Raw genomic sequence first — 22,287 nt, forward strand, 5'->3', positions numbered from 1 at the left:
CTCAGAGCTTTCTGGCAAGGTCTCGGCTGGCTTGCATCTGCCCGAAGGACCGCGCCAGAGCCTTGCGGGCCGAGGCCGAGGCGGCACGTGCCCGGGCGAGGTCTCGGTTGAGTACGGCCTTGCGGGCCTCCGTCCAGCGCAGCCAAACATTGGTGGCCCGTGCATGCGACGGGCTGAAGTGGATCGGGTCCGTGGCATCTGCCATCGCTTGGCGGCGCGCTTCTTCTATCTCTGCGATGGAAGCGGCGATGCGGGCTTCCTCGGCAAGCCGCTGCTTGAGCGTTCCCTGACCGGCCATGAAGCGCGCTTCCATCAAGCCAGAGAGCGCCTTCATCTGCTGTCGTTTCAGCCCCATCGCAGCATACTCATCGGCTTTGCCTCACTGGCCCGCCCGCCGGGTATAGCTGACCTTTGCCTTCTGGCGCATGGCCTCGGCAAACCGGATGGCGGCGGCCACGGGGGCGTAGTGATCAGATTGGATTTCGTCACCAATCTGCACCGTAGCATGAAGCGCTCGCGCGGTGGGCGGGTCGCGGTGAATCGGCACACCGGCCTGCTGCGCCGTCTCGCGGATACGGGCCGCCACCTCATCCACACCCTTCGCAACGCACACCGGCGCACCGGGCGCCAGCCGGTTCCACTTGAGCGCCACGGCATAGTGCTGCGGGTTGACGATGACGACATCGGCCTTGGGCACTTCACCCATCATCTGCGCCGATGCGATCTCAATCGCCTTCTGTCGCCGTTGCTGGCGGATGTGCGGGTCGCCCTCGCTGTCCTTGTGCTCATCCTTCAGCTCCTGATGGCTCATCCGGTTTTTCCGCAGGTGCTCGGCGCGCTGCCACATGAAATCCACCGTGGCGATGGCCGCCATGATCGCGGTGACGATGAGCAGGAAATCGAGGCAAAGCCGCCCCAAAAGCGCGCCAACCTGTCTCGGTTCCAGCGCGGCGGCGGCGAGTATGTCGGGCACGCGGCGGTTGAGGTAGGCGAAGAGCACAACCGAAATGATCGTCAGCTTGACGAAACTCTTGAAAAACTCGAACAGCCCGCCACGACCAAACTTGTTCTTGGCGTTCGATAGGGGCGAAATTCGGTTCAGCTTGAACTGCAATTTTTCCGGCGCAAAGGTGATGGCCCGCTGCGCGATGAGCGAGAGTATGCAAGCCACCGCAGGGATCACGAACCACGGCGAAATGGCGGTGGCGACCTTGGCGATCAACCCACCTGAGAGGGTGGCGAAGCCTGGGCCGGTCATCAGCGGCGCAAGCCTGTCGGCCTGTGCCAAAAGCTGAATGCCGGTGCTGCCGAGTGAGTCCACGCTGGTCGCCCCGGCGGTGATTGCTGCCAGCAGAAGCCCGCTATAGGCGGTGGCCGTGGTAACATCGGTCGAGCGCGGCACCTCGCCCTTCTTGCGGGCATCGTCCAGCCGCTTCTGGGTTGGCTCGTGCTGCTTTTCGCCCTCATCGCTCTGGCCCGCCATCGCCTAGCCCCCAAGCGGCGTGGCGAGGTAGCGCTGCAAGGCCTCCAACCAGAGTGACAGCAGGTAAGGCGCCGAGAAGAACAGCAGGATGAGGCCGCCCGCGGTGATCGCGGGCGCGCCGACAAAAGCCACCATAAGCTGGGGCATGGCGCGGTTAATTACGCCCAATGCGATGTTGTAAATCAACGCGGCAATGATGAAGGGGGCGGCCAGCGAAAAGGCCATGCCGAAAGAGGCGGAGATGCGTGCAACGCCCCATTCCATCGCCTCGCCCGCGCCCAGAACGGCTCCCACCGGCAGCACATCGTAGCTTTGCACGAAGCCAAGCGCGACCTGAACGTGCAGCCCCGACATGGCCGCAAGCGCGAGGCCCGACACTACCAAAAGGTGACCGATGGCAGGCTGCGGGTCGACATCTTTGGAGGCCCCGAAAATCTGAGCCAGCGACGTGGATTGCGCCGCCATCGAGCCCGCGACCTGCAATGCATAGATGAAGAGCCGCAATCCAAAGCCGAAGACCAACCCGATGACGGTTTCGCTGACGAGGGTGAGCGAGAGTGCGATGTCGGTGAGCGAAGACGCGGGCGGCACATCGACCATTGGCGCAACGATAGCGGTGAAGGCCAGCGCGGCGGCGAGGCGGATGCGCGCGGGCACGCCCGCTTCCCCGAAAGCCGGGATCATCATCATCGCCGCCCCGACGCGCAAGAACACCGTGAAGCCGGTAACCATCGCGGCCTGCGAGAAGCCGAGAAGTTGAGCGAGGGTCTCGATCATGCCGCCGGGCTCATGCCGCGATCACGCCGAGCAGGGCAGGGCGGGCATCCATCCCGATTTCCTCAAAGGAGAGGACCGGCGCGCCAATGCCCTTCGCCGTCAGAACGGTCTTCAAAAAGCGACGGCGCCGGGAGGTGGTAACGAGCGCAGGTGATATGCCGCTTTCGGCCGCCGTCGACAGTTTTTCGGCCACGCCACCCGCGAGCTTCGAAAAAGCCTCTGGAGGCAGGGCAATATCCTCGGTGCCATTGCCGCCATCAACTTGATGCGCCAGAAATTTCTCCTCCCACTCGGGCGCAAGCTGCAACAGCGGTAGGGTGCCGTCTTCACGGCGTAGTTCTGACACAAGCTGAAAGCCGAGCCGCTGACGCACATGTTCGCAAATCGCTTCGGGGGCGGAATAGGTGCCACGGGCCTCGGAAATGGCTTCAAGGATCAGCGGCAGATTGCGAACAGAAACCTGCTCATCGAGCAACAGCCGCATTACGGCCAACAGCAGGTCGATCGGCACCTTATCTGGCACCAACTCGTCGATCAGCCGCCGATTGGCCTCGGCGCGTTCCGGGTCCGACAGGTTGGAAAGCTCTTCCAGTAGGCGGCGCAGCGCCTTCATGGTGAGCAGGCGGGCGAAGTTGCGCTTCAGCACCTCTAGCAAATGCGTGGCCAACACCTCGGCGGCGGTGACAACGGTAGAGCCCTGCAGCGCCGCATCCTCCCGGTCGTTCTCCGAAATCCAGCGGGCCGGCGCGCCATAAACCGGCTCGTTGCAGTCTTCTCCCGGGGGCCGCAGTTCAGGTGTATCGCCCGTCAGCGCCAGCACCCTGTCGGGGTGAAGCACATTGGTGGCCTGCGTCACCCCGTGGATGCGGATCGCATAGGTGTCTGGCCGCAGGGCGGCGTTATCTGTCAGGCGGATCTCGGGAAGGATCAGCCCGTAAGACGAGGCGACGTGGGCGCGCATGTTTTCGATCCGCGCATCCAGCCCGGTGGCCGGGTCAAGGACCATGGCGACGAGATCGGGCGAAAACTCGACGTGGATGTCATCCAGATCAAGCATATCCCCAATGCTTTTTCGGGCGGGCGCAGTGGCCTCCGGTTCCGGTTTGGCGGCGGCGAGCGCTTCGGCCTTCAGCACCTTCTGGCGGCGCCAGGCAAAAAGGCCGAGGGTGGCGGCTCCGGCAAAAAACGGCAGGATCGGCAGGCCGGGGACGAGCCCGAAGAGCGCCATCAAAATGGCCACGGTGGCAATGGCAGTTGGGTGTTTCCCCAACTGGCCAACCAATGCCAGATCCGTGGCCCCTTTTTCGCCACCGCGGGCGAGCAGCAGGGCCGAGGCGATAGAGATGATGACCGCTGGGATTTGGGTAACGAGGCCGTCGCCAACGGTGAGGATGGCATAGGTTTCAAAGGCTTCGCCTATGGCGAGGCCATGAATCACGGTGCCCATGACGAGGCCCATCACCAGGTTCAGCAGGGTAATCAGCAACCCGGCGACCGCATCGCCCTTCACAAACTTTGAGGCCCCGTCGAGCGAGCCGAAGAAGGTGGTTTCGGCCTGTTCCAGCTCGCGCCGGGCCTTGGCTTCGGCGTGGTCGATGGCCCCGGCCGACATGTCGGAATCGATGGCCAGCTGCTTGCCCGGCATCCCGTCGAGCGCAAAACGCGCGCCCACTTCGGCCATCCGCGCCGCACCCTTGGTGATGACCATGAAGTTCACGATCATCAAAACCCCGAAGACGACCAGACCGAGGAAGACCGAGCCCCCCATGACGAACATGGCGAACCCTTCAATCACGGTGCCTGCGGCCCTTGTGCCGGTATGGCCCTCACCGATGATCAGCTTGGTCGAACTGACGTTGAGCGAGAGGCGCAGCATGAGCGAGGCCAGCAGGATTGTCGGAAAGGACGAAAAGTCGAGCGGTCGCTCGATGAAGAGCGTGACAGTAAAGATCAAGATGGCGAGGGCGAAGCTCCCGGCGAGGCCAACATCCAGCACCCAGGATGGCATCGGCAGAATCATCATCGTGATGACGCCCATCAATGCGAGCGCCAACACGATCGTCGGTTTGAAGAGTTCGCCCTTGCCGAGCGCCATGGGTCAGAGGCCCTCGGCAGGCGGAAACAGGCTGGCCCCGGGTCCGGAAGGGCCAACCGGAACGAGCGAACCCATCACCTGTTCCGCACCGGTATCGACCAGAAGCGGGTAAGTGTTGAGCCGTGGCCCTTCCGGTTCGCCCTGTCCGGCAAGGTCGGCCATGGTCTGGCCATCCTCATGGCGCAGCCTGTCGCGGTGGCGATAAAACGTGGCCAGCCAGGTTTCTGCCTCAGCAGGCTCAAGAGCTCGAAACGCCGCCGCTGCAGCCCCCCAGCCGCCGGTTTGCGCTTGGAGTGACACCAGCAGGGAGGCGGCGAATTCGGCATTGATTCGGGGCGTGAGCATATCTTCTAGCGAAGCAAACTCTGCGCCATATTTGGCGTAGTCGACCTGAAAGCACCCCAGTCCGAGTGCCGCCTTTCCGGCTTTCAGCTGCTGATAGGCGAAGGCGCGGGCGTCGTCGGCGGTTTCAAACCAAACACGCTGTCCCTTTGCGCCCACCGTCCAAGGCCAGGGAACCAGCCCTTCTTCGCCCTTTCGCCCGCTGACCGTGAGCATAATGGCGCGAAGAACCGAGAGTGGCACGCCGGTCTTGATCGACGCCTCACGCGCGGCAGCTTCGCACAACTCCGGGCGAGACGGGTTTGCAAGGGCCGGCAGCGTGAGCAAGGCCAGTGCGAGTGCCGCAAGCAGCACGAAAATTCGGCGGGCACGACGCTCAAAGAGCGGCCGTTTGGGTGCAGGTGTTGCGAGCCCGCGCGGAGGAACGCTCGGGCCGCCTTCTGGCGGGATATAGGAGGTCATTGCAGATCGCAGTTCTGGCTAATCCAAGGTATCCGCAGGTTAGGGCAGCGCGGTTACTATTTGGTTTCCAGCGTCACGTTCCGGAGGCCTGATCCGCTGAAACTTCATCCACAGCCGTTTCACCCGTGGCAGAGGACTTTTCATGTAGCAGAGTTTCAATGGAGGCGCGGCGTTGTCGGATCTCATCCAAGAGTTCCTTAGCGCCCGCAAGGGTTGGTTGGCCTGGAGCTTGCGGCGCATTTTCGGGACGTGTTGCTTCGGTGAAACCGGCCTCGGTCTCAGTGCCTGATTCGCGGATGGCATCCACATTGCCACTGGCCCATGCGGCACGCCGCGCGGCCTCCTCGTCCCCGGCAATTCTGCTCATCGTATGGGCGCGGTCGTGTTCGCCCAATCGGGCAAGGAGTTCGCCGCGCAGGGCATCGCTTTCGGTTCCCTGAAGCCCAGCGAGAGACGCGAGCGCGCGCTCATCCCGTCCAAGGGCCATGAGCGCGCGCACCCGCATCAGGCGGTAATCTGGTTCCGGGGGCAAGCTTTCGGACTGTGCTAGGGCCTGCTCGGGAAATCCCAATGCGAGGAGCCGGTTGGCTAAGGCGAATCCGGTTGGCTCGGTAACGTCAACGCCAAGGCTGGCACGCGCCGGGTCGAACAAAATGCGCAAGAACACCTCGTCAGAGGCCGTCTCTGCCAAAAGGGCAGCGGTGGTATCGAGAGCTTCGGGCAATGGGTCTGGATCCGCGTCGGAAGGCATGCTGGCGGCTTGGTCCAGTGTCGATAGGGCCTTAGCGAACTCGCCGTCGCGGGCAAATTGCGGGGCGAGCGAAATCAGCAGGGTCCGGGCCAGCGGTGTGTCGCGATGCTCGAAGATCAGGGCCTCCGCCAGATCTATGCGGTCTGGCGGGAGGACACGGCCCTGTTCATTCGCCAGACGGATGAGCTCGACAAGAGCCTCCGGGGCTTCGGATTGATTGCTTTCGGCGACCTCGGTCAGCAGGGCTTCAGCCGTTCGGCGGCTGCCTTCCGATAGCGGCCCGTCTCCGCCAGCGCCAATATCGCCCCGCTCGGCCAATGCGGCTTGCAGCATCTGGTATCCCGTGCCGTGCTCCCCCTCGACGCGTAACAGCGAGTCTCGCAAGGCGGCGGCAAGCTCTTCATGACCGCGGGCCAATAGGCGCTGGGCGAGGCGGGGTACGACCCATCGGCGCAGATGAACAGGAAGGTCCGAGGCAGTGGCCACAACCGCACGGCGGGTTTCTTCGCTCAGGGCCGCTGGGACCGGGCCAACCAGCATGGCCCAAAAGCTCGCCGCACCGGGGCACCCGGCCTGTCCGATAAGGCCCTGCCCGGCTGTCTCGGGGGTATTGTCGAGCGCGGCGGCGAGGGCGAGGTAAAGCGGGGCCTGCGGCGTTTCGGCCAGAAACGCGTCAACAACCTGCCGGGCCTCGGCGCCGAATCCGAGATAGAGATAAGAGCGCACCAGTGCCCCGGCGGCAACCGCGTTGGGTGAGTCAAACTCCTTCAGCAGCGCTTGTCGTGCATTGGAGATCATCTCGTGCGGTTCTGCCTCGGGTTCCGCGACAAGGAAATCGAAGGCGACAGGCGGCAGGCAGGCCTGACGAGAATCATCCTGCGGGGCGGGCGCATCGGGCGCGGCGCGATCGACGCCGGTGATTGCGTCGACATTCTCGCCGGGGTGGTTGCTCGGCGGCGAGCCCGCGTCGGGTTGAGATACGCCGCCATCGGCTCCCCCATACTCAGGGTTTGGCTTGACCATCCCTTGAGACCCGGCGCGGGCGAGTTGCTTGAGCAGCTCTGCCTCAATCTTCGTAATGCGTCGCCGTTGCTCCGCCTCTGCGAAAGCGTCACGCGCCTTGGGCGTTTCGCGCTCTGCGGCCTCGCGTTTTGGCGGGGCAGGGGGCGGCTCTACCGCGGGGAGGGTGACCTGGCGGTCATAACGGCGGCGCAATTCGTCCGACAGTAAAGGTGGGAGGGCCTCAGCGGCCACTTCGGTGGGGTGTTGCCGGGGATTGGCCACTGGTTCAGGCTCAGAGGCAACAGGCGGCGCAGGCTCCGGCAAAACGAGTGGCGCGTCGAACGGGTGACCATCTGGCGCGGGGCCATCGGCAATGTCGATCACCACAACCCGGTTGCCGATTTGAAAAGCTTGAGCGTGGCAGTCGCACTGAGATTGGATGCTGAGCCGGCGCGTCTCAGCGTCAAACGACAGGTCGAGGATGCGATCGCGTTGGATCAGATCGAAGGCACCTGACAGGTCGAGGCGAATGTCTGTTCGGGCAAGCTCCAGCCCGAAGCCATCTTCGATGCGGCCAGCTTTCCAGTCCGATCCGCGTGCCAAGGCCAGTGCAATGCGCGTGAAGCCATCATGCTCTCCGGTCAGCACGCGAACGGTCTCCGCATGGAGTGTGCCCCCCGCGCCAAATGCGAGCGCCAATGCGCAGGCGACTATGTGCAAGAGGCTGGCCTTCATGCCGCCTCCGACTTCAGGTTCTTTAGCGCCTCCTCCAGGTCGGAAAAGCTCGGGCGGCAGTGGCCGGGCGTGTTTTGGCGGCCGACTTCTATGCAAATATTGGTGGCGTGTTGATGCAGGTTGGCCACCAGAACTTCGCGGATAAGCTGGTAAAAATGCCCGTCTTCCTCGATCACCGCCTTCATCTTGGTCGCGAAAGGGCCGACGATGCCATAGGCGAGGAACACGCCCAAAAATGTGCCTACCAAAGCCCCGCCGATGAGCTTGCCAAGGATTTCCGGCGGCTGGTCGATAGAACCCATGGTCTTGATCACACCCAACACCGCGGCGACGATTCCCAGCGCGGGCAGGCCATCAGCCATCGTCTGCATGGCGTGGCTGGAGTGCATCTGGTGGTGCAGATGCGCGTTCATCCGCTTTTCCAGCACCTCCTCAACCTGGTTCGGGTCGTCGTAGTTCATCGAAGCAGAGCGCAGCGTGTCGCAGATCAGCTCGATGGCCTCCTTGTCGGCGAGGATCTTGGGATAGCGAGATATAATCGAGCTTTCCGCCGGATTCTCGATATGCTCTTCGAGTCCAACAGGGTTTTGCCGCGCGAGCCGGATCAGCTCAAACAGCAGGCAGAGCAGGTCTTGGTAGTCGTGGTGGCCCCAATGCGGGCCCTTGAACACCTTCTTGATGTCTTTCAGCGTGTGCTTGATCGAAGCCATGTCATTGCCCAGCACGAAGGCCCCAACAGCTGCGCCGCCGATCATTGTCATCTCGAACGGCAGCGACTTGAGGATGATTCCCATCTTGCCGCCGGCTGCGAGATAGCCGCCAAAGACCATCACGAAGATGATGATGATACCGACAATACCGATCATGTTCTGCTCGCCCTTGCTCTTCGTCTCGGGACACGGCCCTTGGCTCTTTTCGCATCCCGCAGTTAATTTTCTCTGAGGGTCAGACGGTTATTCGGTGGGCACGGCCCCATTCCGCCCCGCAAGGATCAGCGAAAGCGTATAGGCTGCCTTTGGGTCCATTCCGGCCAGCACGGCGGCGGCGCGCTCGGGTTGCATCCGCCCCAAAAAGCCGGCCGCAAAGATCGGGTCCATTTCCGCAAAAAGCGCGGCGGCCTCCTTTGGCTTCATCACCTCATACATGCGTGTAAGTTTCGCCAGATCGGATTCGGCGGCGCCATCGGCCATTGCCAGCGTCTCTTCCAACTGCGCCTCGGCCTCGCGCAGCGCGGTCATTTCGCGCGCAATCTCTTCGCGGGCGCGCTCAAGCGCCAGCATTTCGTCCCTAACGGCAACTTCGCGTTTCTCAACAGCTGCCTCGCGCGCGCTCAATGCCGCCAGAAGACTGGCAATTTCCGGCGCAGGTTCACACCCGGCAACCACCGGATCGGCCTCTTGCGTCTCGCCGCCCATCCGGCCTGCCACTTCCCGGGCAATCGCCGCCCCGCTGCCTCCGCCCAGGCGCAACACGGCCGAGCCGATCAGCAGGACTGCGAGGGTTGTCAAAACGCCGCGCCCTAGCTTGCGGCTCAAACGCCGTCGCGCCCTGCCGCGCGATTTTGCCGGTTTCGCCATCAGGCGGCCTCCTGTTCCTCACCGCGCAGCGTGCGTCTGCGCCGTTTGACTGTGGGCCGGGGGGCGGAGGTGTCCGGTTCCGGCAGGTCATGCAGAGAGGCAAGCAACACCTCCAGCTTCCCGGCAGACTCCTCGGCTCGCTTCGTCAGTTCCGTCAGCTGACCAACGCTCCCGCTCGAGGCCTTTCGGGCCTCCGCCAGAGCTTTCGTCAGATCGTCGACCTGCACTGACAGCACCGCCACAGCACCGCCCATCCCGGTTTCAAGATCTGTGAAACGCGACAGGCGCCGGGAGAGGACAAGGCAATAAGCACCGGCGCCGAGCGCCCCGGCAGCCATAAGAATATCTGCGATCAGGTTGATCATCGGGCCCTCCTAATTAACCACGAATTCAGTCACGAGAAGGTCGCGCACCCGGCCCTCCCCCGTGACGATCTGGATGCGCCGCAGCATCTGTGCCCGCAGAGTCATCAGCGCGCTCGGGCGTTCGATTTCCGAAACTTCGACAGCCCGCAGATAGGTGTTCAACACATCAAGGATGCGCGGCATCAGCAGCGTCACCTCCTCCTGCTTGTCAGGGGCTACCTCCAGCTCAGCGCGAAACCGCAGATGGGCGGCGCGCCCCTCTGTGCGCATGGCGATAATGATCGGGTCGAGAGGAACGAAGGCCACGGGCTCCAGCGGCTCTGCCTCGGCCAGGTCTTCGCCGCCGCTCTCCTCATGGGCCTCCTCGCCACCGCCGCCGAGCATCCCCGAAAACGTGGCAAAAAATGCGCCTCCGCCGCCCGCGAGCATGAGAATCATCCCCAGAAGGTGGGGCAGTTTGGACTTCTTCTTGGGGGCTTCGCCCTCTTCTCCGGCCTCTGCGGCACCGTCTTCCTCGGCCATGGCGGGGGTTCTCCTGAACAAATCGAACAATCCGTTCATAGACCGAATGTGGCTAACCGATTGTTAAGGCCAATGCGCGATTTAGGGGATGCAGGGCAGAAGCCCGAACGACGGCGGAGAATGCGCGTGCAAAACCTCTTGGATACCTGGAATGGCCTCGATGCCCGGCGGCGGCTCACCGTGCTGGTGGCGACGGTGGCAATGTTTGCAGCCGTGCTGGCGCTAAGCCGGATGGCCACCTCACCGGGGATGACGCTGCTCTACGCCGGGCTGGAGCCTTCGGCTGCTGGTGAGGTGGTAACATCGCTGGATCAACGCGGCGTCGCCTACGACGTGCGCGGCGGGGCAATCTATGTTGATAGTGCCCGGCGCGATGAGCTGCGGATGACCCTGGCGGGCGAAGGGCTGCCCGCGAACGGTGGGCAAGGCTATGAAATTCTTGACGGATTGTCGGGCTTCGGCACCACCAGCCAGATGTTCGATGCGGCCTACTGGCGCGCCAAGGAGGGCGAACTGGCCCGCACCATCCTTGCCTCGCCGCGGGTGCGTGCGGCACGCGTGCACATTTCCAACCCGGCGTCCCACGGCTTCGGGCGTGACACAGCCGCCTCGGCTTCGGTGGCCGTCACCGCCACCAGCGGGCGGGTCACCCCTGCGGAAGCGAAGGCGTTCAAGTTTCTCATCGCCAGTGCCGTGGCCGAGATGTCTCCCGATGGGGTTTCGGTCATCGACGGCGCGAGCGGCGCGGTTGTGGCTGCCGATGATGCTGCTGGCGACCCTGCGGGCGAAGAGCGCGCCGAGAGCCTGCGCCGCAACGTTCAGCGTTTGCTGGAAGCGCACGTTGGGCCGGGCAATGCGGTGGTAGAAATCTCTGTAGAAACCCAGACGGACCGCGAGCAAATCATCGAGCGAACTTTCGATCCGGATGGACGCGTTGCGGTAAGCTCGGAAACCGAAGAGCGTTCCAATTCCGCGAGCGGCACAAATCCCGCGGCGGTCACGGTGGCGTCTAACCTGCCCGATGGCGAGGCCGGGGCAAATGGCGGTGAGAGCCAGAGCCAAGAGACAACAACACGCGAGCGGACGAACTTTGAAGTCTCTGAAACGCAGAGAGAATTACTGCGCAGCCCGGGTGCGGTAAAGCGATTGACGGTGGCCGTTCTGGTCGACGGTCTGCGTGGGGAAGACGCTAGCGGAGACCCAACGTGGACGGCGCGCAGCGAAGAGCAGCTGGAGGCCCTGCGCGAGCTTGTCGCAAGCGCGGTGGGGTTCGATGAAGCGCGTGGCGATCAGATCACAATCAAGTCGCTCCAGTTTGAACCCGTTGCGCAGGTGGGCACGGCTGCGGGTGGCTCGCTTCTTGACGGGCTGAACATCATGACCCTCATCCAGCTTGCAATCCTCGCGCTGGTCACTCTGGGGCTTGGGTTGTTCGTTCTGAAGCCAGCCCTTACGGCGCAGGCTCTTCCCGCGCCAGAGGCCCCGGTGGCGTCGCTGCCGCCCGGAGCCCCGGCAGACTCCGGCCCCAATCTGGATGACGTGCCCATGCCAGACGCGCTGACCGGCGAGATTGACGACAGCGACATCGAATTACCCGATCTGGCGGTCGTGAACGACTTTGATGTCTCCGGCGTGCCCGGCATGGGTGACATGGGCAGCTTCGGTGCGGGCAGCGATGATCCGGTGGCCCGGCTTCGCAACATGATTGAAGAGCGGCAAGACGAGACGATCGAAATCCTCAAGAGCTGGATGGAAGAGGATGAGGAGGCGCAGGCATGAGCAGCGACGGCCTCAAGCTTGAAGAATTCAGCTCCGCGCCGAGAGCCGCACGCGCCAAGGCCGTGGGCGAGAGCACTCTGGCCGAGGCTCAGCTCGCCTCCTTCGACAAGGGCTACCGCGAAGGCTGGGAAGATGCCTCGCGCGCACATGCCGATGAGCAAAAAGCCATCGGCGCGGATCTCGCCCGCGCTCTGGACGACATGAGCTTCACCTATCACGAAGCCCGCCGCGCCATGCTGGGCGAAATGGAAGGGCTGTTGGCCGGAATCGTGGGCAAGGTTTTGCCCGCAACTGTGCGAGGCAGCCTCGGGCCGGTGATTCTGGAGCGCATCGATGCGGCGGTGAAAGCCCGAAGCGAAGTCTCTGTCGAAATCACCGTCGCGCCGGAAAACCGCGCCCGCCTGGAGCCGCTGCTCCAGGGCGAGGCGCCCATTCCGGTCCGGCTGGCCGAAGAGCCGAGCCTCGCGGAGGGGCAGGCGGTTCTTCGCTTCGCCAGCGCCGAAGAAATCATCGATCTCGATGCAGTGCTCGCGGGCATTGCCGAGGTGGTGGAAGGGTATTTTGAGGGTCAGGCGACCCGGGAAGGATGACGCATGTCAGAGGAAATGAAGGGCAAGGAGAACCCGTTCACGCAGGTGCCGGTCGAGATCACCGTGGCCGTCGGCAAGGCCCGGCCGCGGGTGTCCGATCTGTTGAGGTTGGGGCCGGATGCCGTGCTGCCGCTCGACCGCCGGGTGGAAGACCCGGTGGAACTTTATGTCGGAGACAAGCTGATTGCCCGAGGCGAGTTGACCGAGGCCGAAGAGGGCCAGCCCGGCCAACTGGCCGTGCGGTTGACCGAAGTGGCAGATCTCAAAGGCGGCATTTGACGGCGATGTATGGCGCGGCGCGTCTGGCACTGGCGCTATTGCTCATGGCGGGGCCGCTGGCCGCGCAGGATATTTCCGTCGATCTGGGCGAGGGATCGGGGGCGCTAACAAACCAGACGATCAGTCTCTTTGCGCTGATCACGATCCTGAGCCTCGTGCCGGGCATCGCGGTGATGATCACCTGCTTCCCGTTCATCGTCACGGTGCTCTCAATCCTCCGGCAGGCGATCGGCCTTCAGCAATCGCCTCCCAATATGCTGATAGTCTCTCTGGCGCTCTTCCTGACCTACTTCATCATGGATCCGGTGTTGCAAGAGGCTTGGACCACCGGTGTTCAGCCGCTGCTCGATGAGCAGATCGCTGTGGAACAGGCCTTCACCAACACCATGGCACCCTTCCGCGTTTTCATGGCGGCACGGGTGGATCCCGAGACCTTCGGCACCTTGAACGAATTGCGTGCTGGCGTGGCAGCCACAACCACGCCGTTAGAGGCACCACTTTCGCTGCTGGTGCCTTCTTTCCTGTTGAGCGAAGTCGAACGGGCCTTTCAGATCGGGTTCCTCATCTTCCTGCCGTTCCTCATTATCGACCTCGTCGTGGCTGCGGTTCTAATGTCGATGGGGATGATGATGGTGCCCCCCGCAATCGTTTCTTTGCCCTTCAAGTTGGCCTTCTTCGTAGTAGCTGATGGCTGGGCGCTGATTGCCGGGGCGCTCGTCAGGAGCTATTTCTAACAGGCTGGCACGGGGGCTTCGCCAACCGCTTGGTCCGCTCTGTTCGACCGGCCGGAACTCGCTTTAATTCTTGAGATCTTGGGTCGACGCCAACGCCTCAACTGGCTTTTTCCAAGCACCCAAACCACGGCTTCGTTAGGAGCCATCCCACCTCATTGCTACGGTGGCAACGTTGCACTGCGTCACCTAACAATGAAGTCTGCATGCAGGGCGCCAGCGGCCTTGATGCTCTTCAGGATGTCGATCATGTCGCGCGGTGAGACGCCGAGAGCATTCAGGCCCGCGACCACTTCAGAGAGCGAGGTGCCGGCCGCCACCTCAGCCAGGCCGATGCCCGGTTCTTCATCAATCTCTGCGGTCGTATTGGGCAGCACAACGGTTTCACCCGGGGCAAAGGGGTTGGGCTGCACGGCAATCGGCTTCTCCTCGATCCGGATCGTGAGGTTGCCTTGGCTCACGGCGACGCGGCTTATACGCACGTCTTCGCCCATGACGATGGTGCCGGAGCGCTGATCGACGACCACCATGGCACGGCGCTGCGGTTCGACGGCGATGTTCTCAATCCGACTGACCACATGAGCAGGGGAGCGCATGCCTGTACCGCCAAGCTCCACCTGCACGGTGCCCGCATCAAGCATCCGCGCGATCGGGCGCCCAAAGCTGCCGTTGATCGCGGCCTCGATGCGGCTGGCGGTGGTGAAGTCTTGCGTGCGCAGAGCCAGCCGCATGGTTCGGAGCTGGGTGAAGTCGAAGGGCACTTCCCGCTCAACTCTCGCGCCAGAGGGCACGGTGCCGGCAGTTGGTACGCCTTGTGTGACGGTCGCACCATCTCCCTCCGCCGAGGCCCCGCCGGCAATAATGGTTCCTTGTGCAACGGCGTAAATCTGGCCGTCGGCGGCGGTGAGCGGCGTCATCACCAGAGTGCCACCGAGCAGGCTCTTGGCATCGCCAATCGCTGAGACCGTTACATCAATCTGGCTGCCGGCCCGCGCAAAGGGCGGCAGGGTGGCGGTTACGAATACAGCGGCCACATTCTTGGGCCGAAACTGCTCTCCGGTGACATTCACGCCAAGCCGCTCCAGCATGTTCTGCATGATTTCCTCGGTAAAGGGCGCGTTGCGCAACCCGTCACCTGAGCCGTTGAGGCCAACCACGAGGCCGTAGCCCACAAGGTCGTTGCCGCGAACCCCGTCAAATTCGACGAGATCCTTGATGCGCACGGGGGTGGCTTGAGCCACGCCAATCAGGCTGAGCGCAAGGAGGCAGGCGAGGATTTTGCGAAACATCAGAGGTAATTCACCAGGCTTAGGGACTGCATTCTGGCAGTCATCGCGTAGATCGTTTCAAGCTGCGTCTGGACTTGCTGCAGGCGCGAGGCGGTTTCATAGGGGTCGACCTCGAGCAGGCTGGCGCGGGTCATTGTCAGGGCGGAACTCTCGGCGGTGCGGGCGGCATCGGCCTCCTCAATCAGCTCTTCAACTGTTCCGAGACGCGCCTGAAGCTGTGTCAGGCCGGACTCACCCTCGATCAGGGTTTCACCCGCACGTTGCATCAACTCGGCGCGAGCCGCCGTATCGCCCGCGAGGGCCCCATCAGCGATGAGGCCGGCAAGGGCGATGCCTTTCAGCGTGTCGCGCAACTCGCTGTCAAACGCGGTGAGGCCAAGGTCTGCAGAAACGTCTTGGCCAATATCCACCGGGTCCAGTGGCGTAGTGGAGCCAAGATAAACCGTCGTTTCAAAGTCTCCGCCAGGGTCGAACCACGCGTCGACGGCGGCCATGAGGCTGGCCACATCCGTGGCGCCCGCTGTCGCAGCGGAGAGTCCGGCCATGAGGGTCGGGGCGTCGGCCACGGCTGGGCCGCTCACGTCTTCCCCCGCAAAAACGCTACGCCCGCCAAACTCGGTGTTCAGCGCGGCCAGCACGGGCTGTAGCCGGGCAGCAGTGTCGGCCGCGGCGGCGCCAATCAGTTCCGGCTGGGCCGCCTGACTGGCGTTCAGCAGATTGGAGGCAGATTCCGCCCCGAAAGAAGAGATCGTCTGAAAGGCGTGCTGCATCACCGACGCGAAGTTGGCAGCCTCGGTGCTTGCGGTCTGAAACGCGGCGTTGCGCGAGAGGGTCATCTCGATGCTCGTGATCGGGGCAAAATCGCCACCCACCGCCTCGGCAATGCTGGATTTGCGCCCGGATGAAAGCTCTTGCGACAGGCGGTTCATCTCCGACTTCACGTCATGATTGGAGCGGTTCATCTGGAACAGGCGGGCGAGATCGCCGTGGCCGAGTTGTGTTAGCATTAGGTCAGCCCTTTCAGATGGCCATGATCCGTTGGATCAAATCGTCAATCGTCTGGATGACCTTGGCGTTGGCAGCGTAGGCCTGTTCGACGATCAGAAGGTGTTGCAACTCGCGGTCGGTATCTACGCCGCCTGCGAGTTCGGTGGCGCGGAGCGTGTCGTAGCGGGCCATCTGGAAGCCCATTTCCACCTCGCCCGCCTCGCGTTCGGCGGCGAGCCCGGAGAGAAAGTCAGCGGCATGACCAGAGGCAGACCGCGACAGGCCCGTGGCCGCTGCCGAGGTGGAGGCGCGACTGTCGCCAAGACGATCAGTGAGGGATTGAAGGAGCGAGGCGTTCCCAACAGGGCCATCGCTCACCGCGCCGAGGCCATCACGCAGGCGCCAGCTGTCACCGCCCTGATCCGGGTCAGCCAGTATGTTGAACTCAAGCCGGGCGGAAAGGCCCTCTTCATCAGCGGTGATGAAGGCCGCGCCACCATCGGTAAACAGGCCCGCGTCTCCCGCGCCAAGGGTCGCGTCGAGCGCGGGGTCTTGAAAGCGTTCCACAAGGTCGCGCGCCATCATGTCGAGGCTGGCCTGTGCGTCCACGGAAATCTCGTCGCGTTGGGCGAAAAGGGCGTGAAGGCTGCCTCCGGCGAAGGGCGCGTTGTTGCCATCGGTGCGCACCGGATTGCCGTTGAGGGTAAGGCCGGAGAGTGCGCCAGAGCCAAGCGTCATGTCCGGCGTGATGAGGTTGACGGTGGAAAAGCCAATTTCTGCCGCGGTGCCCTCCAGCAGAATACCGCCGGTGGGCGTGAAGAGGGCAACCTTGCCGCCCTCCCTCTGTACTTGCCTAAGCGGTACGATCTCGGCGATGCCGTCGATCAGCACTTGGCGCTGGTCGTGCAGGGCCGCGGCATTCTGGCCGTTGGAGGAAGATTTGAAGATCAGCGCATTCAGCTCAGCCACCTGTTCAAGCGAGGTATTCAGCTTGTCGACCATGCGGGCGATGCCTTGATCGGCTTCCAACCGCATGTCTTGAATGCCGTCCGATATGCCTTCAAACTTACTGGCAAGCGCCGCACCAGCGCGCGCGGCGGTATCGAGCCGCGCCGAAACATCGGGGCGGCTCGAGGCCTCGATGAGGGCGCCCTCGAAGCGGGCATAGGCCGCTGTGAGCGAGCTGGCTTGGTCAGGGGCGCCGAGCAATCCCTCAATTCGGCTGAGCGCATCTGCGCGGGTCTGGGCGTCGCCCGCCGCCGCCTGCGCCAAGCGCCTGTCACCGATCAGCTGCTCGTCGACGTTGCGTTGAACGGCACCCACCTCGACCCCGCCCAGGGGCCGGACGGAGAGGCTCATGGACCGCCGCCCATACCCCTCGGTCAGCGCGTTGGCGATGTTGGAGCTGATGAGGTCGGTCGCGCGGCGGGTGGCGTTCAACCCAGATAGGGCGGCCGACATGGATGCGGAGAGGGACATGGGTAGCCTCTTTCAGTTCTAGCAGATCAAGCGCCGGTCAGCGCTTGATGTTGGTGGTTTCCTGCAGCATCTCATCGACGGTCTGGATAACCTTGGCGTTCGACGAATAGGCCCTCTGGGTCTGGATCAGGGCGGTCAGCTCACCGGCCACATCCGTGGCGCTCTCCTCCAGCGCGTAGCTCAAAATATCGCCGGTTGGCCCGTCGGCCGCATCCCAGAGGAAGAAGGATCCGGAGGCGTTGGAGGTTTGGTAGGTCTGGTTGTCGAGCGCCAGCAGCCCGTTGGGATTGGGCAGGTCGACCAGCGGGATCTGGTAGATGGTGCGGGTGATGCCAATGTCGAAGGCCGCCGAGAGGAAGCCGTTGGCATCAACCTCGACCGAGACCATGTTGCCCACCGGCGAGCCATCCTTGCTGATAGAGGTAGGTGCGAAACTGTCAGAAAGCTGGGTCATCAGGTTGCCTGATCCGAGCGCGCCGATGTTCACATCGATCGGGCCGCCGTCGACGGTGATGGTGAACACGCCTGTTAACCCGTCATAAGTGCCGCCAGCCGCGCCAAGTGCTTGGTTTACCGCCAGAAGGGTGCCACCGGAGCCGCGTGTATCATCGAAGACCAGTTCGTATTCGCCCACCACGCCCCCGCCTGAGGCAGAGTCGGTGATGACCATGTCCCAGGTGTTGGAAGAGCCCGTGGCCGGGATCTGCGGCGTGAAGGTGATCGAGAGCGACTCAGATGTGCCGAGGTTGTCGTAATACTCGATCGACAGGTCCAGCGGGTTGCCGGAGGCGTCAAAATCGGTCTCCGTGGCAGGGAGGTTCATGCCCAGTTGCATGTTCTCGGTGGGCTCGCCGGCAAACTGGTTTACGTTGATCTGGATCGGCTCCAGCCCGTCGGCAGTGTCGCGCGCAAAGTTGGGGATAGAGCCATCAGAATCGGCGGGCCAGCCCATGAGCACGAGGCCCGACTCGGTCACCAGATAGCCATCGGCGTTGGTGCGGAAAGAGCCGGTTGTCGCCAGATACATCGGCCTGTCGCCGGTCAGGTTGTTCAGCGAGCTCTCGGTTGTCACAGGCAAAAAACCGCGCCCGCGCACCGCAAGATCCGTGGGGTTTTCCGTGGAAAGCAGCGCGCCGGGCTGGTCGATAAAGCGGGTGGTCGTCACCCGCACACCGCCAGCGGAATAGGTGCCGCGGCCAGAGGTGATGACCATGGCGTGAAAGTCCGTCACCGCGCGCTTGTAGCCGTTGGTCGCGCTGTTGGCGATGTTGTCAGAAATCGTGGCGAGACGGCTGGCATTGGCCGCCAGCCCTGCCACACCCGCGTTGAGCGAGGAGGAAATCGTCATAAGGAGCGCCTTTCTGCTGCTAAGAGCCTTGCTTGCGAGGCACTATGGCGGGGCGTCCTTAAGGGAGGGCTAACAGATAAAATGCCATCTGCTTTGCCCCGGTTTCGCCACAATCAGACGTCTGTGCGCAGCAGGATAAACTCTAGCCGGTTGTTGCGGATCGACATGGGATTGCCCTCGATCGGCTTGCGGTCGGCAAAGCCCGAAACGCGCTGCAACCGGTCGCCGTTCAACCCGGAGCCAACGAGCAGGCGATGACCCGCCGCCGCGCGGTCTGCTGAAAGCTGCCAAACCGGGTTGTTGGCCCGCACAACTGGCTCCGCGGCTGTGTGCCCGTTCACCGCAACCGGGTTGGCCGCAAGGTCGAAGACGCGCGCCAGCATGGCTGCGATCTCCTCCATGATCTGCGTTGGCTCGTCGGTGCCGGGCTTGAACAGCGGCAAGCCCTCGATATCGAAGACCTCCACGATCAGCCCTTCATCGGTCACCTTGGTAACGATGTGGCGCAGCGCCTCGCTGGCTGCCATGCTCTCGCCCGACATCGCCATCAGCGCCTGCTCGATATCTTCCAGATCCACCGATTGGGTCAGGCTTTCCTCCTTGGCGGCCCCTGCGGCATCCCCCTGCTCACCCGCGGCCTGATTGGCCGATGTCGGGTTTTCGGCACTGGCCCCGGTGCCATTCTGCGGCAGGGTCTCTTCAGTAAACACGCTGTCGCCGCCAAAAGTCCCATCGCCGCCGCCCGACACGCGCGAGAGCGGCACATTGGGGTTGAAGTAATCGGCAATACCCTTGCGCTGCTTCTCGGTGGTTGCATTCAGCAGCCACATCAGCATGAAAAACGCCATCATCGCCGTCACGAAGTCGGCATAGGCCACCTTCCACGCGCCGCCGTGATGACCATCGCCCGCGATGATCTTCTTCTTCTTGATAATGATCGGTCGCACATCGTTAGCGGCAGACATACCACGCCCCTCGTTTTACACCTTTCTTCACCCGTGGGCAGATGTAGCAGGGGGGCGTGAAGCCGGACTTAACAGCTAAAATCCGAAGCAAAATCAGGCAGGCTCGCCGGTGTCGCGGATCAGCGCCGAGATTTCGGCCACCTTCGCATCCAGCAGTGCCCGGTCTCCCCGCGTTTCCACGTTGAGCCGCAGCACCGGCTCGGTGTTGGAGCTGCGCAGGTTCACCCGCCAGTCGGCAAACTCAAGGCTGAGGCCATCAAGCCGATTGGCGTCCTCCGCTTCACCGGCATATTTCGCCTCGAAGGCCTGCTTGGCCGCCTCCGGATTGCCAAGCCGAAAGTTGATCTCGCCCGACGAGGGGAAGGCCGCCCGCATATCCGCCACCATCTCCGAAAGCCTCGCGCCCTCAACGCTCATCAACTGCGCGATGGTGAGCCAAGGGATCATCCCGCTATCGCAATAATAGAAGTCGCGGAAGTAGTGATGCGCCGAGATCTCGCCGCCATAAACCGCATCTTCCTTGCGCATCAGCGCCTTGATCAACGAGTGCCCCGTTGGCGAAGAAATTGCGGTGCCCCCGGCTTCGGTGATGCACTTGCGGCTGTTCCACGCCACGCGGGTGTCATGCACGATGTTGGCACCGGGGTAGAGCTGAAGGAAGCCCTTGGCCAGCAGCGCCACAACAAACTCCCCCTCAACAAAATCGCCTTCCTCGTCACACAAGAAACAACGATCAAAGTCGCCGTCCCAAGCCACACCCATATCTGCGCCAGAAGCCTTCACCCGCTCGCCGGTAGCCGGCTGGTTCTCGGGCAGCAACGGGTTGGGGATGCCGTTTGGAAAGCTCGCATCCGGCTCGTGGTGCATCCGCTCAAAGGTCAGCGGCGCGCCCTTTTCGGCGAGCTTTTCGGCAATTGCGTCAAACGAGGGGCCAGCCACGCCATTTCCGGCGTTCACCAGAATTTTCAACGGCTTGAGGCTTGCGACGTCAACAAAGCTAACGATCTTCTCGGCGTAGGCATCGCGGGTGTCAGCCTCGCTGCGTTGGCCCGGCGTTGCGGCGTCGGGCAGATCGGGGCCGCCGCAAAGCTGCTTCAGCCGCTCCATCTCGCCATCGGCGGAGAGCGGGCGCGATCCTGCGGCCACCATCTTGATACCGTTGTAATCAATCGGGTTGTGCGAGGCCGTCACCATCAGCCCGCCATCGGCCCCCAAATGCGACGTCGCAAAATACACCTCTTCGGTGCCCACCAACCCGATGTCGATCACATCCACGCCCCCAGCGATGAGGCCTTGTGTGAGCGCCTCGGTGATCTCGGGAGAGGAGGGGCGAATATCGCGCCCGATCACCGCCGACTTGCAGCCTAGCACTTCGGCAAAGGCGCGGCCGATCTTGCGGGCGAGCGCGCTGTCGAGGTTCACGCCGATCTGGCCGCGAATATCGTAGGCCTTGAAGGCGGAAAGGTCTGTCATGGGGGCTCCGGGGGTTGGTAAAATCATTCTGCAACTGCGAAGGGATCGTAGGCAGCCCGCCGGAATTGGCAACCCCGGCCTCACCCGGTCGGCTTTGCCCCTTTAAACACGCAGCCAAACCCTATATTGCCCCGCAACACATAAACAAAGGAGACCCTGATGGGCTATCGCGTCGTCGTCGTCGGCGCCACGGGCAATGTGGGCCGCGAAATGCTGAACATTCTGGCCGAGCGCCAGTTCCCTGTCGATGAGATTGCTGCGCTTGCATCGCGCAAATCTCTCGGCACTGAAGTCTCGTTTGGCGACAAGACCCTGAAAACCCTGGATCTCGACACTTTCGACTTCAAGGGCTGGGATATCGCGCTCTTTGCCATCGGCTCGGACGCCACTAAGAAATACGCGCCCAACGCCGCCAAAGCTGGCTGCCTCGTAATCGACAACTCCTCGCTCTACCGCTACGACCCGGATATTCCGCTGATCGTGCCCGAGGTGAATGCCGATGCGATCGAGGGCTATGCCAAGCGGATGATCATCGCCAACCCCAACTGCTCCACGGCGCAGATGGTGGTGGCCCTCAAGCCGCTGCATGACCGGGCCAAAATCAAGCGCGTGGTGGTCAGCACCTACCAGTCGGTGTCCGGCGCGGGCAAAGGCGGTATGGACGAGCTTTGGGACCAGACCAAGGGCATGTATGTGCCCGGTCAGGAAAAGGCCCCCGAGCAGTTCCAGAAGCAGATCGCCTTCAACGTGATCCCCCAGATCGACGTTTTCCTTGAAGACGGTTCCACCAAGGAAGAGTGGAAGATGGTCGCCGAGACCAAGAAGATCATCGACAAGTCGATCAAGGTCACCGCCACCTGCGTGCGCGTGCCGGTCTTTGTCGGCCACTCCGAAGCGGTGAATATCGAGACTGAGGAGTTCCTCGACGAGGATGAAGCACGCGACATCCTGCGCGAGGCACCGGGCATCATGGTGGTCGATAAGCGTGAGCCGGGCGGCTACACCACGCCGGTCGAGTGCGTGGGCGATTTCGCCACCTTCATCAGCCGCATCCGGCAAGACAGCACCATCGACAACGGGCTGAACTTCTGGTGCGTCAGCGACAACCTGCGCAAGGGCGCGGCGCTGAACGCGGTGCAGATCGCCGAGCTCTACGGCCAGCGCATCCTGAAGAAGGGCTGAGGCTCCGGCCTCTCCACTCGCAGATTTCAAATTTCTCAAGGGCCGGTCCAAGGATCGGCCCTTGGCTTGCGTCC

General features: G+C 63.0%; 21 protein-coding genes. 5 read left to right on the forward strand and 16 right to left on the reverse strand.

Features of this window, described 5'->3' with window-relative positions; translation table 11 throughout:
- Position 1: 1 nt before the first annotated feature.
- The 10 genes from ACXAG6_RS04765 to ACXAG6_RS04810 form a co-directional block, all read right to left on the reverse strand.
- Positions 2 to 355 (reverse strand): hypothetical protein, encoded by a 354-nt coding sequence (locus ACXAG6_RS04765; RefSeq protein WP_475335526.1) that lies wholly within the window; start codon positions 353 to 355, stop codon positions 2 to 4.
- A 24-nt stretch (positions 356 to 379) separates the two neighbouring features.
- Complete coding sequence (locus ACXAG6_RS04770; RefSeq protein WP_475335528.1) at positions 380 to 1,483, reverse strand: EscU/YscU/HrcU family type III secretion system export apparatus switch protein; 1,104 nt, start codon at positions 1,481 to 1,483, stop codon at positions 380 to 382.
- Positions 1,484 to 1,486: 3 nt separating this feature from the next.
- Entirely contained in the window at positions 1,487 to 2,260 is a 774-nt protein-coding gene (locus ACXAG6_RS04775) for a flagellar biosynthetic protein FliR (RefSeq protein ID WP_475335530.1), read from the reverse strand.
- Between the two features lie 10 nt (positions 2,261 to 2,270).
- A complete protein-coding gene (gene flhA, locus ACXAG6_RS04780; protein WP_475335532.1) occupies positions 2,271 to 4,355 on the reverse strand; it encodes a flagellar biosynthesis protein FlhA in 2,085 nt (694 codons plus the stop codon).
- Positions 4,356 to 4,358: 3 nt separating this feature from the next.
- Positions 4,359 to 5,051, reverse strand: a complete 693-nt coding sequence (locus tag ACXAG6_RS04785) for a hypothetical protein (protein WP_475335534.1) — start codon at positions 5,049 to 5,051, stop codon at positions 4,359 to 4,361.
- Positions 5,052 to 5,232: 181 nt separating this feature from the next.
- Complete coding sequence (locus ACXAG6_RS04790) at positions 5,233 to 7,647, reverse strand: hypothetical protein (RefSeq protein ID WP_475335537.1); 2,415 nt, start codon at positions 7,645 to 7,647, stop codon at positions 5,233 to 5,235.
- Positions 7,644 to 8,513, reverse strand: coding sequence for a flagellar motor stator protein MotA (gene motA, locus ACXAG6_RS04795; RefSeq protein ID WP_140012868.1), 870 nt, complete (start codon positions 8,511 to 8,513; stop codon positions 7,644 to 7,646). The genes ACXAG6_RS04790 and motA overlap by 4 nt, the downstream gene beginning before the upstream one ends.
- A gap of 87 nt (positions 8,514 to 8,600) precedes the next feature.
- Complete coding sequence (locus ACXAG6_RS04800; RefSeq protein ID WP_475335539.1) at positions 8,601 to 9,224, reverse strand: MotE family protein; 624 nt, start codon at positions 9,222 to 9,224, stop codon at positions 8,601 to 8,603.
- On the reverse strand, positions 9,224 to 9,589 hold the full coding sequence (locus ACXAG6_RS04805) for a hypothetical protein (protein ID WP_475335541.1): 366 nt from the start codon (positions 9,587 to 9,589) through the stop codon (positions 9,224 to 9,226). The genes ACXAG6_RS04800 and ACXAG6_RS04805 overlap by 1 nt, the downstream gene beginning before the upstream one ends.
- A 9-nt stretch (positions 9,590 to 9,598) precedes the next feature.
- Positions 9,599 to 10,111, reverse strand: a complete 513-nt coding sequence (locus ACXAG6_RS04810; protein WP_475335543.1) for a flagellar basal body-associated FliL family protein — start codon at positions 10,109 to 10,111, stop codon at positions 9,599 to 9,601.
- Positions 10,112 to 10,231: 120 nt separating this feature from the next.
- Here ACXAG6_RS04810 and fliF point away from each other — a divergent pair, with 120 nt between their 5' ends.
- The 4 genes from fliF to fliP are packed head-to-tail and all read left to right on the forward strand — an operon-like array spanning position 10,232 to position 13,493.
- Positions 10,232 to 11,890: a flagellar basal-body MS-ring/collar protein FliF gene (gene fliF, locus ACXAG6_RS04815; RefSeq protein ID WP_475335544.1), complete on the forward strand. Its 1,659-nt coding sequence runs from the start codon at positions 10,232 to 10,234 to the stop codon at positions 11,888 to 11,890.
- On the forward strand, positions 11,887 to 12,480 hold the full coding sequence (locus ACXAG6_RS04820; RefSeq protein WP_475335547.1) for a FliH/SctL family protein: 594 nt from the start codon (positions 11,887 to 11,889) through the stop codon (positions 12,478 to 12,480). The genes fliF and ACXAG6_RS04820 overlap by 4 nt, the downstream gene beginning before the upstream one ends.
- A 3-nt stretch (positions 12,481 to 12,483) precedes the next feature.
- Positions 12,484 to 12,759 carry a FliM/FliN family flagellar motor switch protein gene (locus ACXAG6_RS04825; RefSeq protein WP_475335549.1) on the forward strand — a complete coding sequence of 92 codons (276 nt, stop codon included), beginning with the start codon at positions 12,484 to 12,486 and terminating at the stop codon, positions 12,757 to 12,759.
- A gap of 5 nt (positions 12,760 to 12,764) precedes the next feature.
- Positions 12,765 to 13,493: a flagellar type III secretion system pore protein FliP gene (gene fliP / locus ACXAG6_RS04830; RefSeq protein WP_475337920.1), complete on the forward strand. Its 729-nt coding sequence runs from the start codon at positions 12,765 to 12,767 to the stop codon at positions 13,491 to 13,493.
- A 182-nt stretch (positions 13,494 to 13,675) separates the two neighbouring features.
- Here fliP and ACXAG6_RS04835 read toward each other — a convergent pair whose 3' ends face one another.
- The 6 genes from ACXAG6_RS04835 to ACXAG6_RS04860 all read right to left on the reverse strand — a co-directional run bounded on the left by ACXAG6_RS04835 (position 13,676) and on the right by ACXAG6_RS04860 (position 21,031).
- A complete protein-coding gene (locus ACXAG6_RS04835) occupies positions 13,676 to 14,779 on the reverse strand; it encodes a flagellar basal body P-ring protein FlgI (protein ID WP_475335551.1) in 1,104 nt (367 codons plus the stop codon).
- Complete coding sequence (locus ACXAG6_RS04840) at positions 14,779 to 15,786, reverse strand: flagellin (RefSeq protein WP_475335554.1); 1,008 nt, start codon at positions 15,784 to 15,786, stop codon at positions 14,779 to 14,781. Before ACXAG6_RS04840 ends, ACXAG6_RS04835 begins: the two co-directional genes overlap by 1 nt.
- A 13-nt stretch (positions 15,787 to 15,799) precedes the next feature.
- Positions 15,800 to 17,245, reverse strand: coding sequence for a flagellar hook-associated protein FlgK (gene flgK, locus ACXAG6_RS04845; RefSeq protein ID WP_475335557.1), 1,446 nt, complete (start codon positions 17,243 to 17,245; stop codon positions 15,800 to 15,802).
- Positions 17,246 to 17,282: 37 nt separating this feature from the next.
- A complete protein-coding gene (locus ACXAG6_RS04850; RefSeq protein WP_475335560.1) occupies positions 17,283 to 18,593 on the reverse strand; it encodes a flagellar hook protein FlgE in 1,311 nt (436 codons plus the stop codon).
- A gap of 113 nt (positions 18,594 to 18,706) precedes the next feature.
- Complete coding sequence (locus tag ACXAG6_RS04855; protein WP_475335562.1) at positions 18,707 to 19,558, reverse strand: flagellar motor protein MotB; 852 nt, start codon at positions 19,556 to 19,558, stop codon at positions 18,707 to 18,709.
- 93 nt (positions 19,559 to 19,651) lie between these two features.
- Positions 19,652 to 21,031, reverse strand: a complete 1,380-nt coding sequence (locus tag ACXAG6_RS04860; protein WP_475335565.1) for a phosphohexomutase domain-containing protein — start codon at positions 21,029 to 21,031, stop codon at positions 19,652 to 19,654.
- Positions 21,032 to 21,190: 159 nt separating this feature from the next.
- On the opposite strand from ACXAG6_RS04860, the gene ACXAG6_RS04865 reads away from it, so the two are divergent.
- Entirely contained in the window at positions 21,191 to 22,213 is a 1,023-nt protein-coding gene (locus ACXAG6_RS04865) for an aspartate-semialdehyde dehydrogenase (protein WP_140012880.1), read from the forward strand.
- Positions 22,214 to 22,287 lie beyond the last annotated feature (74 nt).

The organism is Vannielia sp. ABF1_015 (assembly GCF_056160745.1).